Genomic DNA, 15,307 nt, shown 5'->3' with positions numbered 1-15,307 from the left:
CAGGTGCGTAAAGGTATAGACCAATAATTAGATGCCGACAGCCGCCGTTCGGCCTAGCCCTTTTCAGTGCGCAGGATGGGTCGCAATGCGGTGAGTACGTTCGGGTCCTCGATGGTGGACGGCACCGGCTCGTCCCTGCCGTCCGCGATGCCCCGCATGGTCTTGCGCAGGATCTTCCCCGAGCGTGTCTTCGGGAGCGCTTCGACGACGGAGACGTCGCGGAACGCCGCGACGGGGCCGATGTCGGCGCGCACCGCGGCGACGAGTTCGTCGCGGAGTTGCTCCTCCGCGATGTCCACTCCTGCCTTGAGTACGACGAAACCACGGGGAAGCTGACCCTTGAGCGCGTCGTGCACGCCGATGACCGCGCATTCGGCGACGGCGGGATGCGCGGCGAGCACCGCCTCCATGGAGCCGGTCGACAGCCGGTGGCCCGCGACGTTGATGACGTCGTCGGTGCGTCCCATGACGAAGAGGTAGCCGTCGGAATCGAGGTAGCCGGAGTCACCTGTCAGGTAGTACCCCTCGTACCGCGAAAGGTATGCCTCGATGAACCGGTCGTCGTCACCCCACAACGTCGGCAGCGACCCCGGCGGCAACGGCAGTTTGATGGCGATCGCGCCCTCCTTGTCGGCAGGCAGTTCGTTGCCTGCCTGGTCGAGTACGCGCACGTCCCAGCCTGGCACGGGAACGGTCGCCGACCCCGGCTTGACCGGCAGCTTCTCGATCCCGCGCGGATTGGCGGCGATGGGCCAGCCCGTCTCCGTCTGCCACCAGTGGTCGATCACCGGAACACCGAGCTTGTCGTGTGCCCAGTGGTAGGTCTCGGGGTCGAGTCGTTCGCCCGCCATGAACAACGTCGAGAACCGGGAGAGGTCGTACTTGACGATCTCGCCGCCCTCCGGGTCTACCCTCTTGATGGCCCTCAGCGCGGTCGGCGCCGTGAACAACGCGGTGGCGCCGTGCTCCGCGACGACCCGCCAGAACGCACCCGCATCCGGCGTCCCCACGGGTTTGCCTTCGTAAATCACCGTCGTGGCGCCGACGAGCAGCGGCGCGTACACGATGTAGGAGTGACCGACGACCCAGCCGACGTCGGAGGCCGTCCACCACACGTCACCCTGTCGCACGTCGTAGACGGCATCCATCGACCAGGCGAGCGCGACCGCGTGGCCGCCGGTGTCCCGCACGACGCCCTTCGGTTTCCCCGTCGTTCCCGACGTGTAGAGGATGTAGAGCGGATCGATCGCCGCGACCGCGACGGGATCGGCGGGCTCCGCGCTCGCCATCAGCTCGGCCCAGTCGACGTCCCGCTCCGTCAACTCGGCTTTCGCCGCGTCCCGCTGCAGCACCACGACCGCGCTCGGCTGGTGTTCCGTCGTCTCCAGTGCCGCCTCGATGATGGGCTTGTACTCGACGACCCTCGTCGGCTCGATCCCGGCGGAGGCGGCGACGATGACCTTCGGCTTCGCGTCCTCCACTCTGGCCGCGAGTTCTTTCGGCGCGAAGCCACCGAACACCACCGAGTGCACGGCGCCGATCCTGGCGCAGCCGAGCATCGCGATCACCGCCTCGGGCACCATCGGCAGATAGATGATGACCCGGTCACCCTTCGTCACGCCGAGACCGGTCAGCGCACCCGCGAACCTGGCGACCTCGTCGCGGAGTTCGGCGTAGGTGTACCGGCGTTGCGATTGGGTCACGGGCGAGTCCCAGATCAGGGCCGGTTGATCGCCCCTGCCCTGTTCGACATGCCGGTCGAGCGCGTTGTACGAGGTGTTCAACTCCCCGTCGGGAAACCACCGGTACAACGGTGCCCTCGACGCGTCGAGAGCCACCGACGGCGGTTTCGACCAGGCGATCGACTCGGCGGCCTTGAGCCAGAAGCCCTCCCTGTCGTCAAGGCTCCGCCGGTAGATCTCGGCATAGGCGCCCATGCTTCCTCCTCGTCGTCGAGTGCGTGCCGTGACCGTAGAACGCCAACGAGTGTCCGCACCAGTTCATCGAGCCGGAGTGAACGTGACGGCCACCGCCCGCGTCCACCCTGAGAGGACTCGACATACTGTGAAGCGACCGGAAAGCTGGCAAAGGAGCGTGGGTGGAAACCACCGCGAACGGATCGATCGTAAGCGCGTTGCTTTCGCTTGCGCACACCCTGTTTCAGCCGGGGTTCTGCCCTGGCGACTGGGTGTGGGCGACGAGTATGGCCGGCGCGCTGATCGCACTGGTCCCGGTGGTGGGCATGGTGATCGTCGCGCTGATGCGCAAGTTCACCGGCAACCGCTATCACGGCGTGCCGCTGTTCGTGATCGCGGGCGTCGGCGTGGTCTTCGTCCTCGCCATCCCATGGTTCCTCATGAACGGTGTGTCCGGCGTGTACCGGGACGTGTTCGCGGGCGGCACCGGGGGACTCTCCGCCTCGGAGGTCGCCACGCTGCACAACGCGTACTGCTTCGTCGGTGAGCAGTCGACCTACCTCGGCGGCGGTCAGAACGTCTACGAGACGCTGTTCTACCCCTCCGACAGCGTGCTTGCCTACGGCTACTACCTGGGTGCGCTGGTCGGCCTGCCGATCCTGGCGCTGCTCGCGGTGATGCTGCTCGGCAGGGTTGCCCTTCGCAGGGGCCCGAAGTGGCCTGGCAGGCTGCTGTGGGGTTCGTTCGTGGCCTTCGTACTGTTCGCCTCGGTCGTCGAGGCCAACACCGCCGTCCACCTGTGGCTCGGGTTCCTGCCCGCTGCGGTGCTCGGCGTCATCCCCGTCGCGCTGGTCGGGCCGCCGAGCTGGTCGACCATCCAGAACTCGGATCGTCCGCCTGAGCGGCCACAACCCCCGCCATACGTGCCGCCGGAGCAGAAGCAGCAGCCTCCTCCTCCGCCGGAGAAGCAGTATCCGCCGACGTCGGTCGCGCCAGCCCAGGACGCGGGAGCGCTGGCGGCCGTACCAGGTCCGGTGCCGGTGCCGCCTGGCTCAGGTGCGGCGGGAAGCAGCAGGTTCCGCAGGATTCGCAGGCTCGGTCACGGCGGGTTCGGCACCGTGTGGGAAGCACAGGACATGCAGCTGGGGCGCACGGTCGCGCTGAAGATCGCGCACGCGCCGGACGAGGACACCGAGCAGCGCATGCAGCGGGAAGCGCGCGCGCTCGCGATGGTCAACCATCCGAACTGTGTGCGCGTGTACGACCTCGTCGAGGAACCCGACGGCCTCGCGCTGGTGATGGAGTACCTGGAAGGTCAGGCGCTCGCCGAAGCCGTCGACGGTAACGGCCCACTCGACGACCTTTCGGCTGGCAGGCTGTGGGCGACGCTCGCGGGTGCGCTGTCCGAGGCGCACGACAAGGGTGTGCTGCACAGGGACATGAAGCCATCGAACGTCATCGTCGACGGCGAAGGGATTCCGCACCTGATCGACTTCGGTATCGCGCGCAGCAAGGGTGATTCGAAGCTGACGGCGACCGGGATGATGATCGGTACCCCTGACTACGTGGCGCCGGAGACGGCGGCCGGTGCTCCGGCGAGTCCGGCATCCGATGCCTGGCAGCTCGCGGCGACGGTGAGTTTCGCGTTGTCGGGTTACCCGCCGAGGGGGACCAGGGAGACGCCGATGGCCGCGCTGATGGCGGCGGCGAGGGCAGAGCCGCCGTCGCAGCTGCCGAGGCAGAGCGTGCACGCGCGGCTGTTGATCGCCTCGCTCGACCCGCAGCCGAGGAACCGGCCGACGCTCAAGGCAGTGCAGCGTGAGGTGGAGGGCTGGCTGAGCAGGACCGGTCACTCCGCGGAAGGCCCGGTAACCAGGGTCGTCCCAAGGATCCAGTAGCCCGCCGGGCGTGAGGCGCCGCGGCGGCGTCGCCGAGATCCGCACTCAGGCGCGCGAGTTCTGCGTTCGGGGCGGCGAGATCCGCAGTGGCGTCGTCGAGGTCTGCGGTGGCGTCGTCGAGATCTGCACTCCGGCTGCCGAGGTCTGCATCCAGCTCGCCGAGATCCGCATTGGCACCGGTGAGCGCTGTCCCCGAGGTCGGGAAGCGCAATGTCGCGGCGCGGTTCCGTTCGCATTGGAAGCGGGGGAGCCTTACTGCTGGAAAACGGCAGCAAAGCTCCCCCGCTTCCAACAGGAGTTGCATAAGGGCCTCAAGTGATACATGTGGGTGATGCTGGTGCCTGCGGAAGCTCGGTGGCGCGGTTGAAGGTGGCTTAGTCAAGGCTTGTGGCTGTTCTTGATGCCTGTGGGAACGGCCCATCCACGCCAACGCGGATCTCGTGCTCCTCAGCGTGGGTTTCGGCAGCCTGAGTGCGGATCTCGCGCGCTCCAGCGCAGATCTCGGCGTCCTGGGCGCGGATCTCGGGCTCCTGGGCGCGGATCTCGGCGTCCTGAGTGCGGGACTCGCGCGCCCCGGCCACGCCACTCCGGCCGCGCCACCCCGGCTGTGCCCGGCCACGCCACCCCGGCCACGCCACCCCGGCCGCGCCACCCGGCTGTGCCCGGCCGCGCCCCCGCCCCGCCGGGCCCGCCCCGCTGGGCCCGCCCCGCTGGGCACGCCCTGCCACGCCCGCCACGCCGGCCGCGCCCCGGCCGCGCCACGCCGGGCACGCCAGGGCACGCCACGGCCGCCGCGCTCCGGCACGCCTCGGCGAGGCGCGCCGCGCGCGCCGAAGGGTAGGCGCACTCAGCGCCAGGAGGGGAGCCAGAGTTCGGCTTGCCAGCGGTCCATGGTGATCGCGTCGCCGTTGAGGATCGGCCACAACCACACGAAATTCGCGACCACCAGACCGACATAGAGCGCAACGACGAGCAACCCGGTGCCTCTTCGCTCGAAGCCGCTGCGCGCCGTGCCCAGTATCTGGCCCAGCACGAGCGTCAACCCGAGTATCAGGAACGGCGCCATCGGCGTCGCGTAGAAGAAATACATCTGCCGGTCGAGGTTCACGAACCAAGGCAGCAAACCTGCCGCGTAACCGACCAGCACGGCCGCGTACCGCCAGTCCGCGCGGAAGATCGACCGCCACAGTCCCCAGCCGAGCACCGGCAGCGCGAGCCACCACATGGCAGGTGTTCCGACCAGCATCGTGGCGCGCACACACTCCGATTCGCCACACCCGGTCGTCGTTTCCCCCGACGCGTACGAGTACAGCATCGGCCGCAGCCCCATGGGCCACGTCCACGGCTTCGACTCCCACGGATGCGGATCACCGTCAGGGGTCGCCAGGCTCTCGTGAAAATCCAGCACGTTGAACGTGTAGAGCACGAGTGAACGCAAAGCCGCCGGTACGAAACCGAACGGCCCATCGGCGACGCCGTTGATCTCGGTGTAGTTCCGGTCGGTCGCCGTCTCACTCGCGAACCACGCCCACCAGGTCGAAAGGTAGGCGAGTACGGCGACGGCGCCGATACTCCACAACGCGGGCGCCAGATCCCTGCGCAGCATCCCGGCCCACGGCCTCGCGACACCCGCCGCCTTGCGCGCGGTCACATCGAAAATCACGCACAGCAGCCCGAAGGCGAGTACCCAGTACATGCCGGACCACTTGATGGCCGTCGCCAGCCCGAGCAATACCCCGGTGCCGAATCGCCACCACCGGAACCCGAGCTTCGGACCGAAGGGAGTCTCGCCGACCCATCCCTCACGCACCGCGACGGCGAGCCGCTGTCGCACCTGCTCCCTGTCCATGAGCAGCGTGCCGAACGCGGCGAGGACGAACAGCGCGATGAAGATGTCGAGCATCCCCATCCGCGATTGCAGGTGCAGGACGCCGTCGCAGATCACCAGCACACCCGCGACCGCGCCGAGCAACGTCGACCTCGTCAGCCTTCGCGCGATCCGGATGGTCAGCAGCACGATCAACATGCCCGCGACGGCCGCGCTGAACCGCCAGCCCCAGCCGTTGTAGCCGAAAAGCCACTCGCCGATCGCGATGAGTTGTTTCGCCAGCGGCGGATGCACGACCAGTTCGTAGCCGTAGTTGTCCTCGTATCCGCCGTTGCGCAGCATCTGCCACGCCTGAGGGACGTAGTGCTTCTCGTCGAAGACCGGGGTTCCCTTGTCGGTGGGAACTCCCAGGTTCTGCAACCGAACGATTCCGGCGATCGCGGTGAGCACGAACGTCACCACGAGAGCACGCACGCGGTCGCCGGGCATGGGCGTTCCCAGCAGTGCGGCCTCGCGATCGCTCGGCGGCTGCCGTGTCCGCTCTGTTCCCGGGCCCGCGCCCCCAGGCGAGCGGGTGAGGAGTGCGGTCACGGGGCCCGATCCTACGGGCGGTGACGTCAACACGGTGTCGACGCCCCGGATAGCCTCGGCTGGTGACCCTCGTACTCGCGGCGACCCCGCTCGGCGATTCCCGCGACGCCTCCCCACGCCTCGTGCGGGCGCTCGGCGAAGCCGACGTCATCGCCGCCGAAGACACCCGCAGGCTGCGTTCGCTTGCCACCGCGCTCGGCGCGACACCGTCGGGCAAGGTGGTGAGCTTCTACGAGGACGTCGAGACGGCGAGACTGCCGAGGCTGGTCGAATCAGTGCGTGCCGGTGAGCTGGTACTGCTGGTCACCGACGCGGGCATGCCGAGCGTGTCCGATCCCGGATACCGGCTGGTCGCGGCCTGCGTCGCGGAGGATTTGCCGGTCACCTGCCTGCCGGGGCCGTCGGCCGTGACAACGGCGCTCGCCCTTTCCGGGTTGCCGAGCGACCGGTTCTGTTTCGAGGGTTTCGCGCCCCGCAAGGCGGGTGAGAAGGCGCGGTGGCTCGCCGGGCTGATCAAGGAACCTCGCACGGTCGTCTTCTTCGAGTCACCCCACCGCGTTGCCGCCACTCTTGGTGAGGCGGCGAACACGCTCGGTGGGTCGCGGAAGGCCGCGGTGTGCAGGGAACTGACCAAGCCCTACGAGGAAGTGCGCAGGGGTCCGCTCGCCGAACTTGCCGCGTGGGCCGGTGAGGGTGTTCGTGGCGAGATCACCGTCGTGCTCGCCGGTGCCGAACCGAGGGATGTCGACGTCGCCGATCTGGTCGGCGAGGTACTCGACCGCGTCGAGCAGGGCGAGCGGCTCAAGACCGTCGCTGCCGAGATCGCTTCGGCCTCCGGTGTTTCGAAGAAGGAGCTTTACGACGCCGCGCTGCTCGCCCGTGGAAACCCAGGCTGAGCCGTCGTACCGAACAGCCCCTCAAGCGGGGCGGCTTTGTGCAGGCATTCCAGCCACTCGGCATCGGGGTCGGAGTCGGCCGTGATCCCGCCGCCGACGCCGAGGGTCACCTCGCCCGACCGGATCTCGAACGTCCGGATCGCGACGTTCAGTTCGAGCCCGGCCACCGGGGACGCGAGCCCCATCGCCCCCGTGTAGCAGCCGCGTGGCTCGGCTTCGAGTTCCGCGATGAGATCGAGCGCGCGGAGCTTCGGCGCGCCCGTGACCGAGCCCGGCGGGAACGTCGCCCTCAGCAGCTCGGTGTCGTCGCGACCGGGGGCGAGTACGCCGGTCACCGTCGAGTCGAGATGCCACACGCCGGGGGCCTCGCGCACGGCGAGCAGTTCGGGGACCCGCACGCTGCCCACCTCGCACACCCTGCCGAGATCGTTGCGCACGAGGTCGGTGATCATCACGTTCTCCGCGACATCCTTTGTGGACTTACGCAGGGCCGTGGCGAGCGCGGCGTCTCGTTCGTCCCTTCGCGGAAGGGTGCCTTTGATCGGCGTCGACCGTACGCGGGTGCCCGATCTCGCGAGGAACAGTTCCGGCGACATCGACACCAGCGCGCCCCATTCGCCGCCGAGATAGGCGGCCTTCGCCGGGGCGAGAGTGCGCACTCCCTCGGCGAACAACGCCGAAGGCTGTCCCTCGAACGTCCCTCGTAGCCGGGTACAGATGTTGGCCTGGAACAGTTCCCCTTCGCCGATCGCGTGGACGCAGCTCTTCACGGCCTCCCCGTGCTCGGCGGGGACGGGCCATTCGAGCCGGGCCGAAGGCTGAGTCACGGCGATGGGGGCGGCGTCGAGTACCGATTCCAGTTCGGAGGCGAGCCCGGAGACGTCGCCACTCACGATGGCTTCGAACCACCAGCGCCCTTCCTCGTCGAGCCGCAGTACGTGGTCGGCCCAGCCCCAGCTTGCTTTGGGGATTCCGGTGCCGCGCCGCGAAGGATCGGTCAGGTCGTAGGAAAGGTATCCGAACCAGCCACCGCCGACCGCGCCCCCGGTCTCGCCCGTGACGTGCGGTTGCCGTGCCGGAACGGCGAACGCCTCCTCGACCTCGGCGAACGGGCGCAGCTCGACGGTCGGGGCAACGACGGCTCTCGACCCGAACCACCGGCCGCACAACGCGGCCGGGCCGGGGATGCCGAGTGAATCGGCGCGCGCGCAAAGGAGCAGAAATGCCTGGTCGGGCGTAGTTCTCGACCGAAGTAGCTCGCGCACCAACCGCATGCCGGACATTCTGACTGCCACTACCGTCGATGCCATGGTGCGCGTGATCGAGACGACAAGGCTGGGGCAGGTGACCGGCGCGGCGTCGGCGAACCGCACCGATCAGCGGTTCGCCGTCGTCGCGACGGATCTGGGCATCATGTGGGACGGCGGCGACGGCAGGGTGCTCGTGCTCTTCGGCGACACCTACGGCGAGGGCTGGTGCGGCAACGGCGCGGGGCCGGGCAGCGCGGACTGGCGCAAGAACGTGCTCGCCTTCTCCAGCGGCACGGAGCTGGCGGAGGGGCTACGGCTCGACAGTGTCATCGCCCGTGAGGACGGCGGCGCGGCGCAGGTCATCGCGTCAGGGCAGGGCAAGGAGGTGACGGTGATCCCGAACAGCGGGGTCACCGTCGAAGGACTGCACTACGTGCACTACATGTCCGTGCGGCAGTGGGGGCCGCCGGGAACGTGGCGCACGAACTACGCGGGCGTCGCCGTTTCCGCGGACGGGGGAACAACGTGGAAGAAGCCGCGCTCGGCGCGGTGGGGCAACAGGTGGCGGGCGGAGAACCGGTTCCAGCTCGGCGCTTTCGCGGCCTCCGGCGAGCACGTCTACCTGTTCGGCACCACGAACGGGCGCTATGGCGACGGCTACCTCGCGCGAGCGCTGCCTGGCAACCTGCTCGACACGGGGGAATACGAGTACTGGACCGGCTCGGAATGGGGACGCAGGCAGAGCGCGGCCGTGCCGGTGTTCGAGGGCCCGGTCGGGGAGATGTCCGTCGGCTACCACCGGTTGCTGGACCGCTGGCTGTTGATGCACCTCGACGAGCGAAGGGAAGGCATTGTGCTGCGCAGCGCGCCGGAGCTGACGGGACCGTGGACGTGGGGAGAGGTCGTCGTGTCCGGCAGGGAGTTCCCCGCCATTTACGGGGGTTTTCTGCATCCCTGGTCGATGGACTCCGAACACGTTTACTACCTGGTCTCGCAGTGGGGGCCCTACAACGTGTTCCTCACCAGGTCGACCATCGCGCCGTGAAGAGGCCTCACAGCAAAACGTCGGACAGCGTGAACGGATAGACGAGCGCGTCGGTGCCTGCGCGATCGACGTTCGTGTGCTGGTGAAGACCGAGTCTCGCGTGGAACCAGCCTGGACGCCCGGGGATGCCGTTGGGCCGCACCAGCCACAACACCACTTCCTCGTCGGCCCATTTGTCGGGACGAAACCGGTGCAGCCAGTCGTCGTAGGAGGCGTAGACGAGCACCCTGCGGATGCCGGAGGCGTTGCGCATCGTCTTGATCCAGGACTTGATGAACCGGTCGTCGACCCCGCTCGCACCGACGTCCAACGCGGGCGCGAGCGCTCCCGGCGCGAACGCTCCGAGCGGCATCCCCGCTCTGACAAGGTGTTTCGCCTGATCTTGGACGCCGCCGGGTCTGGCGTAGTGCCGGATGCCCGCGTGCACGCCCGCCCTGAACGCGTCGGTCACCTGGCGGGCGGCGGCGTCGTCGGTCCAGTTCATGCTTTCCGTGACGGTGATGGACGCGAAGGACACCGAACTCGCCTTGATCTCGCCCCAATCGTCGACGGTCTCGTGCAGGGAAAGATTGATCCCGCGCTCGGCGCCTTGCTCCCTCATGCCCGGAGGCTAACCCGTTGACGCAGCTCAGCGGGGATGGAAACGCGGTTCCACCCCCGCTGAAGCCAGTCAGGCGTTGTCCATGCGGAATTTCCGCGTGCCCCAGAACACGGTGAGCGCGGCGAGGACGACGAGCACGATGCTTCCGGTGAGCAGCGAGTCCATCGTGAAATCACCTCGGAAGGCCGCGCGTTCGGCTTCGACGACATGGCTGAACGGATTGATCCTCGACAGCGTGTAGAGCCAGTCGGGGGCCAGTCCCGTCGTTATCGGCAGCAGGATGCCGGAGAGCAGCAGCAACGGCAGCAGCAACGCGTTGAGTAGCGCGGGAAACGCGTGCTCGCTCTTCAGGGTCAGCGCGAGCGCGTAGGAGGCCGAAGCCATCGTGACCGCCAGCAGCGCGGCGATCAGCAGGCTCAGCAGCACTCCGGCGAGCGAGGCTCGCAACCCGAACACGAGCACGGCGAGCACGATGAGCAGACTCGCTTGCACCACGGCTTGCAGTACGTTGTTGCCGACCTTGCCCAGCAGCAGCGCGACCCTGCTCGCCGGTGTGACGCGCAGGCGTTCGACGACTCCGTTGCGGTAGTCGGCGAGCAGTCCGAAACCGACGAACGCCGTGCCGAAAAGGCCGATCATGACGATGAGCGCCGGGGTGAAGATCGTCCACACATCGCCGGGAGGGAACCCGGGTGTGCTGGCGACGACGCGTTCCATCAGCGGCCCGAACAGCACGAGGTAGAGCACCGGCTGCATGATCTGGATGCCGATCCAGGTCGGGTTGCGCAGCGAGAACCGCAGTTCCCTGTCGAAGATGAGCCAGGTGTCACGCAACATGGGCCACCTCTTTCTCGGCGGCCTTGTGCTTGGACTCCGCGTCCCGCAGGCTGCGCCCGGTCAGCGAGAGGAACACGTCGTCCAGCGTCGGCCGGTGCACCTGTGCCGACCGCATCGCGATTCCCGCCCTGTCGAGCGCGCGCAGCAGTTCCGGCATCGCGAGGTCTCCTCGTGGTACCCGGAACCTGACCAGTTCGTCCGAAACGGTCACCTCGCGGGCGCCGTCGAGCGCGCCCGCGAGGTCCGCCGTCAGCGCCGTTTGCTCCGGATCGACGCCGATGGCGACGCCGTCGCCGGAGACCTGAGCCTTGAGCGAATCGGGACTTCCTTCCGCGACGATCCGGCCGCCGTCGATCACCAGGATGCGATCGCACAGCGAGTCGGCCTCTTCGAGGTAGTGCGTCGTGAGGAACACGGTCACGTCGTGTTCCTCACGCAGCCGTCGGATGTGTGTCCACAGGTTCGCCCTGCTCTGTGGGTCGAGGCCGGTCGTGGGTTCGTCGAAGAACACGAGCCTCGGCCGGTGGATGAGCCCGAGTGCGATGTCGAGCCTGCGACGCTGGCCGCCGGACAGCGTTCCGGCCGGTCGTCGGTCCAAGCCGTCGATGTCGAGTTGGGCGGCGACTGCCTTCCCGCGTTCCCTCGCCTCGTTCTTGCTCAGTCCGTAGAGCCTGCCCTGTAGTTCGAGTTCGTCGGCGACCGGACATTCCGGCGCTGTTCCGCCGCCTTGCGCGACGTAGCCGATGCGCCCGCGCACGCCTGCCGGATCGCGCAGCAGGTCGTGTCCGGCGACGGTCGCCTCGCCCTCCGACGGCCGCAGCAGCGTGGTGAGCATGCGCAGGGTCGTGGTCTTGCCTGCCCCGTTGGGGCCGAGGAAGCCGACGAGTTCGCCTGCTTCCACGTCGATGTCGACACCCGAAACAGCGTCGACGGTATTTGCGGTGCGGCCTCGGGCGGAGAACCGCCGCGCGAGACCGCGTGCCTTGATCATGATTGTTTCTCCCAGTTAGTCAAATTTGACTAGCTATTGACGAGAGCACTGTGCCCGACGACGCGAGCACTAGTCAAACTTGATTACGGTGAACCGAACGACCTGCCAGGATCGTCTGCCATCACGAAGTCACCTGAGCGAAGCTGCTCGATCAGGCCGGTCAGCCATTCGATGGCGCCGTCGAGCTGGGTTTGCCACAGCCGGTACATGGCCTGCACGTGTGGTGGTTGCCCCCACCGGTCGCTCTCGTTGATGAGCGCGTCGATGTTGGCCTTGCCGCTGCCGAGCGCGGTCAGCCGGTAACCGAGCAGGCTGATCGCCAGTTCCCGGTCCAGTGAGGGAAGGAAGACCAGCGCCGCGAGAAAGTCATGGTTGCCGTTCGGGTCGTCCTTGACGTTGCTGAGCATGAGCGGGAGGCGGCGCATGAACTCCGATTCGCCGCGCTCGTTCAACCGGTAGGCCACCCGGTCGGGACCGCTGCCCTGCTCCGTGTCCTCGACCCGGTCGAGCAATCCCTCGACGGCCATCTTCTTCAGCGCGTGATAGATCGAACCGGGCTGGACGTTGGCCCACGCGTCGGCCGACCAGCTCAGCAATTCCCTGCGGACCTGGTAGCCGTGTGCCGTTCCGAGCATGCGGACGACACCGAGCACGAGCAGGCGAGTCGCGGACACCGGCCCTCCTCACTCCCTCGCGGAAAAACGCACGACGCCATCCGTAGGCTAAACAGGCATGAGCACCCCTGTGTTGACAGCGGTGGCCTGGCCCTATGCCAACGGCCCCCGCCACATCGGCCACGTATCCGGTTTCGGCGTTCCCTCCGACGTGTTCTCCCGTTACCAGCGAATGGCCGGCAACCGCGTGCTCATGGTGTCCGGAACGGACGAACACGGCACTCCCATCCTCGTCCAGGCCGACAAGGAAGGTCTCACCCCCCAGCAAACGGCCGACAAGTACACCAGGCAGATCGCCGAAGATCTGCGTGGCCTCGGCCTCGGCTACGACCTGTTCACAAGGACCACCACCGGCAACCATGCCGAGGTGACCCAGCAGATCTTCCTCGCGCTGTACCGCAACGGGTACGTCGTGCCGAAGACGACCACCGGCGCGGTCAGCCCCTCCACCGGCCGCACCCTTCCCGACCGTTACATCGAGGGCACCTGCCCGATCTGCGGTTACGACGGCGCGCGCGGCGACCAGTGCGACAACTGCGGCAACCAGCTCGACGCGGCCGAACTGATCAACCCCCGGTCGAGGATCAACGGCGAGAAGCCGAAGTTCGTCGAGACCGAGCACCTCTTCCTCGACCTGCCCGCGTTCACCCAGTCGCTCGGCAAGTGGCTCTCCACGAAGACCGACTGGCGGCCCAACGTCCTGAACTTCACCAAGAACCTCATCGACGACATGCGGCCGAGGCCGATCACCCGCGACCTCGACTGGGGCGTGAAGGTGCCGCTCGACGGCTGGCGAGACCAGCCGCTCAAGCGCTTCTACGTCTGGTTCGACGCCGTCATCGGCTACTTCTCGGCGAGCGTCGAGTGGGCGCGCCGGTCCGGCGACCCCGACGCGTGGCAGCAGTGGTGGAACGCCGAGGACGCCCGCTCCTACTACTTCATGGGCAAGGACAACATCACCTTCCACGCCCAGCTCTGGCCCGCGTTCCTGCTGGGGCACAACGGGCAGGGCGACAAGGGAGGGGAGCCGGGTCCCTACGGATCGCTGAACCTGCCGGGCGAGATCGTGTCGAGCGAATTCCTCACCATGAGCGGTTCGAAGTTCTCGACGTCGCGGGGCACCGTCATCTACGTCAACGACTTCCTCCGCGACTACGGCCCCGACACGTTGCGCTACTTCATCAGCGTCGCCGGTCCCGAGACCCAGGACACCGACTTCACCTGGGACGAGTTCGTCAGGCGCACCAACTTCGAACTCGCCAACGAGTGGGGAAACCTGGTCAACAGGTCGATCTCGATGGCGCACAAGAACAACGGCGGCATTCCGAGGCCGTCCACCCCGACGCGGGCGGACGAGGAGCTCAAGGCGCAGTCGAGGGCGGCCTTCGAAACCGTCGGCACGCACCTTGAGCGCTCGCGGTTCAAGCAGGCGGCCGCCGAGGCCATGAGGGTCGTCTCCTCGGCCAACAGGTACCTGTCCGATCAGGAACCGTGGAAGCTCAAGGACGACCCCGACCGGCGGGACACCGTGCTGCACACCGCCTTGCAGGTGGTCTCGGACGCCAACACCCTGCTGACCCCGTTCCTTCCGCACTCGGCCCAGAAGGTGCACGAGGCGCTTGGCGGTGCCGGCGTGTGGGCGGCCCAGCCGGAACTGCACGAGGTCGAGGACCTGGACATCGCAGGCCGGATCAACCCGATCCTCACCGGCGACTACGCGAAGGAGCAGGCGCGGTGGGAGTCGAAGCCGATCGAGCAGGGAAGGCCGCTGGCCAAGCCGACGCCGCTGTTCGCGAAGCTCGACCCCAAGCTCGGCGAGACAGGACCCGAATGGGCGCCCATTGAGCAAGCGTGAGCTGCCGCCGGTGCCGGAACGACTTCCGGCACCGGCGATCGACGCGCACACCCATCTCGACGCGTGCGGAGCCGTCACGGCGGAGGATGTCTCGGCGCTACTCGACAGGGCATCCTCTGCCGGTGTCACGAGAGTGGTGACGGTCGCCGACGACATCGCGTCGGCGCGCTGGGCCGCCTCGGCATCCACATGGGACAGCAGGGTTTTCGCGGCGGTGGCGGTACATCCCACTCGTACCAAGGATTTCGGCGATGCCGAGCGATCCGAAGTGGAGCGACTCGCTCTCGGCGACCGCGTGGTCGCCGTCGGCGAGACCGGGCTCGACTACTACTGGGACTATTCGCCGCCCGAGTCCCAGCAGGACGCGTTCCGGTGGCACATCGACCTCGCGAAGCGGATCGGCAAGCCGCTCATGATCCACGACAGGGAGGCGCACGAGGACATCCTGCGCGTCCTGCGCGAGGAGGGAGCGCCGGACACCGTCGTCTTCCACTGTTTCTCCGGTGACGCCGACTTTGCCCGCCGCTGCGCCAAGGAGGGCTACGTGCTCTCGTTCGCGGGGACGGTCACCTTCCGCAACGCGGCCGCGCTCAGGGAGGCCGCGAAACTGGTGCCGCGCGAGCAGTACCTCGTGGAAACGGATGCGCCGTTCCTCACACCGCATCCATACCGGGGGAGGCCGAACGAGCCCTACTGCGCGGCGTATACCGTGTGTGCCCTTGCCGAGATACGGGAGGAAACCGTTGAAGACGTCGCCGATGCCGTGCGCGGCAACGCCGAACGCGTCTTCCGATTGCCTTCCGTCACCTCGGGTTGAACGGACTGCGACATTCGTGGACGTTGATACTTCCTACGGGCCAGTGATGAAGCTCACCTCATTGCGAGGGGTGTTTGCGCAACCCCGCAACCTTCGTTACTGTCCCGT

General features: G+C 67.6%; 13 protein-coding genes. 6 read left to right on the top strand and 7 right to left on the bottom strand.

Annotated elements, in window-relative coordinates:
• Window positions 1-53 precede the first annotated feature (53 nt).
• Window positions 54-1,937: a propionyl-CoA synthetase gene (locus BAY61_RS27290; RefSeq protein ID WP_091809051.1), complete on the bottom strand. Its 1,884-nt coding sequence runs from the start codon at window positions 1,935-1,937 to the stop codon at window positions 54-56.
• Window positions 1,938-2,098: 161 nt separating this feature from the next.
• Between BAY61_RS27290 and BAY61_RS27285 the strand changes: the two genes are divergently transcribed.
• On the top strand, window positions 2,099-3,814 hold the full coding sequence (locus BAY61_RS27285) for a serine/threonine-protein kinase (RefSeq protein ID WP_091809053.1): 1,716 nt from the start codon (window positions 2,099-2,101) through the stop codon (window positions 3,812-3,814).
• Between the two features lie 10 nt (window positions 3,815-3,824).
• Window positions 3,825-4,133, top strand: a complete 309-nt coding sequence (locus BAY61_RS27280; protein WP_091809054.1) for a hypothetical protein — start codon at window positions 3,825-3,827, stop codon at window positions 4,131-4,133.
• A gap of 528 nt (window positions 4,134-4,661) precedes the next feature.
• Here the strand turns inward: BAY61_RS27280 and BAY61_RS27270 are convergent.
• Entirely contained in the window at window positions 4,662-6,233 is a 1,572-nt protein-coding gene (locus BAY61_RS27270) for a dolichyl-phosphate-mannose--protein mannosyltransferase (RefSeq protein WP_091809057.1), read from the bottom strand.
• 62 nt (window positions 6,234-6,295) lie between these two features.
• Between BAY61_RS27270 and rsmI the strand changes: the two genes are divergently transcribed.
• Window positions 6,296-7,129, top strand: a complete 834-nt coding sequence (gene rsmI / locus BAY61_RS27265; RefSeq protein ID WP_091809059.1) for a 16S rRNA (cytidine(1402)-2'-O)-methyltransferase — start codon at window positions 6,296-6,298, stop codon at window positions 7,127-7,129.
• Here rsmI and BAY61_RS27260 read toward each other — a convergent pair.
• Window positions 7,090-8,403 carry an aminodeoxychorismate synthase component I gene (locus tag BAY61_RS27260; protein ID WP_091809439.1) on the bottom strand — a complete coding sequence of 438 codons (1,314 nt, stop codon included), beginning with the start codon at window positions 8,401-8,403 and terminating at the stop codon, window positions 7,090-7,092. The two genes, rsmI and BAY61_RS27260, sit on opposite strands and share 40 nt — an antisense overlap.
• A 34-nt stretch (window positions 8,404-8,437) precedes the next feature.
• Between BAY61_RS27260 and BAY61_RS27255 the strand changes: the two genes are divergently transcribed.
• Window positions 8,438-9,424 (top strand): glycoside hydrolase family 183 protein, encoded by a 987-nt coding sequence (locus BAY61_RS27255; protein WP_091809060.1) that lies wholly within the window; start codon window positions 8,438-8,440, stop codon window positions 9,422-9,424.
• Window positions 9,425-9,431: 7 nt separating this feature from the next.
• On the opposite strand, the gene BAY61_RS27250 is transcribed toward BAY61_RS27255, so the two are convergent.
• From BAY61_RS27250 to BAY61_RS27235, 4 genes are all read right to left on the bottom strand, one after another.
• Complete coding sequence (locus BAY61_RS27250) at window positions 9,432-10,025, bottom strand: GH25 family lysozyme (RefSeq protein ID WP_091809062.1); 594 nt, start codon at window positions 10,023-10,025, stop codon at window positions 9,432-9,434.
• 69 nt (window positions 10,026-10,094) lie between these two features.
• Window positions 10,095-10,862, bottom strand: a complete 768-nt coding sequence (locus BAY61_RS27245) for an ABC transporter permease (protein ID WP_091809064.1) — start codon at window positions 10,860-10,862, stop codon at window positions 10,095-10,097.
• Window positions 10,852-11,853: an ATP-binding cassette domain-containing protein gene (locus BAY61_RS27240; RefSeq protein ID WP_091809065.1), complete on the bottom strand. Its 1,002-nt coding sequence runs from the start codon at window positions 11,851-11,853 to the stop codon at window positions 10,852-10,854. Before BAY61_RS27240 ends, BAY61_RS27245 begins: the two co-directional genes overlap by 11 nt.
• Before the next feature lie 83 nt (window positions 11,854-11,936).
• Complete coding sequence (locus BAY61_RS27235) at window positions 11,937-12,527, bottom strand: PadR family transcriptional regulator (RefSeq protein ID WP_091809067.1); 591 nt, start codon at window positions 12,525-12,527, stop codon at window positions 11,937-11,939.
• A gap of 58 nt (window positions 12,528-12,585) precedes the next feature.
• On the opposite strand from BAY61_RS27235, the gene metG reads away from it, so the two are divergent.
• Both metG and BAY61_RS27225 read left to right on the top strand, forming a co-directional pair.
• Window positions 12,586-14,382 carry a methionine--tRNA ligase gene (gene metG, locus BAY61_RS27230; protein ID WP_091809069.1) on the top strand — a complete coding sequence of 599 codons (1,797 nt, stop codon included), beginning with the start codon at window positions 12,586-12,588 and terminating at the stop codon, window positions 14,380-14,382.
• Window positions 14,369-15,199 (top strand): TatD family hydrolase, encoded by an 831-nt coding sequence (locus BAY61_RS27225; protein ID WP_091809071.1) that lies wholly within the window; start codon window positions 14,369-14,371, stop codon window positions 15,197-15,199. The genes metG and BAY61_RS27225 overlap by 14 nt, the downstream gene beginning before the upstream one ends.
• Window positions 15,200-15,307 lie beyond the last annotated feature (108 nt).

Source organism: Prauserella marina, from assembly GCF_002240355.1.
Lineage (GTDB): Bacteria > Actinomycetota > Actinomycetes > Mycobacteriales > Pseudonocardiaceae > Prauserella_A > Prauserella_A marina.
Note: the sequence above shows the minus strand (reverse complement) of the source record. Positions and strands in the feature narration are given on the sequence as shown.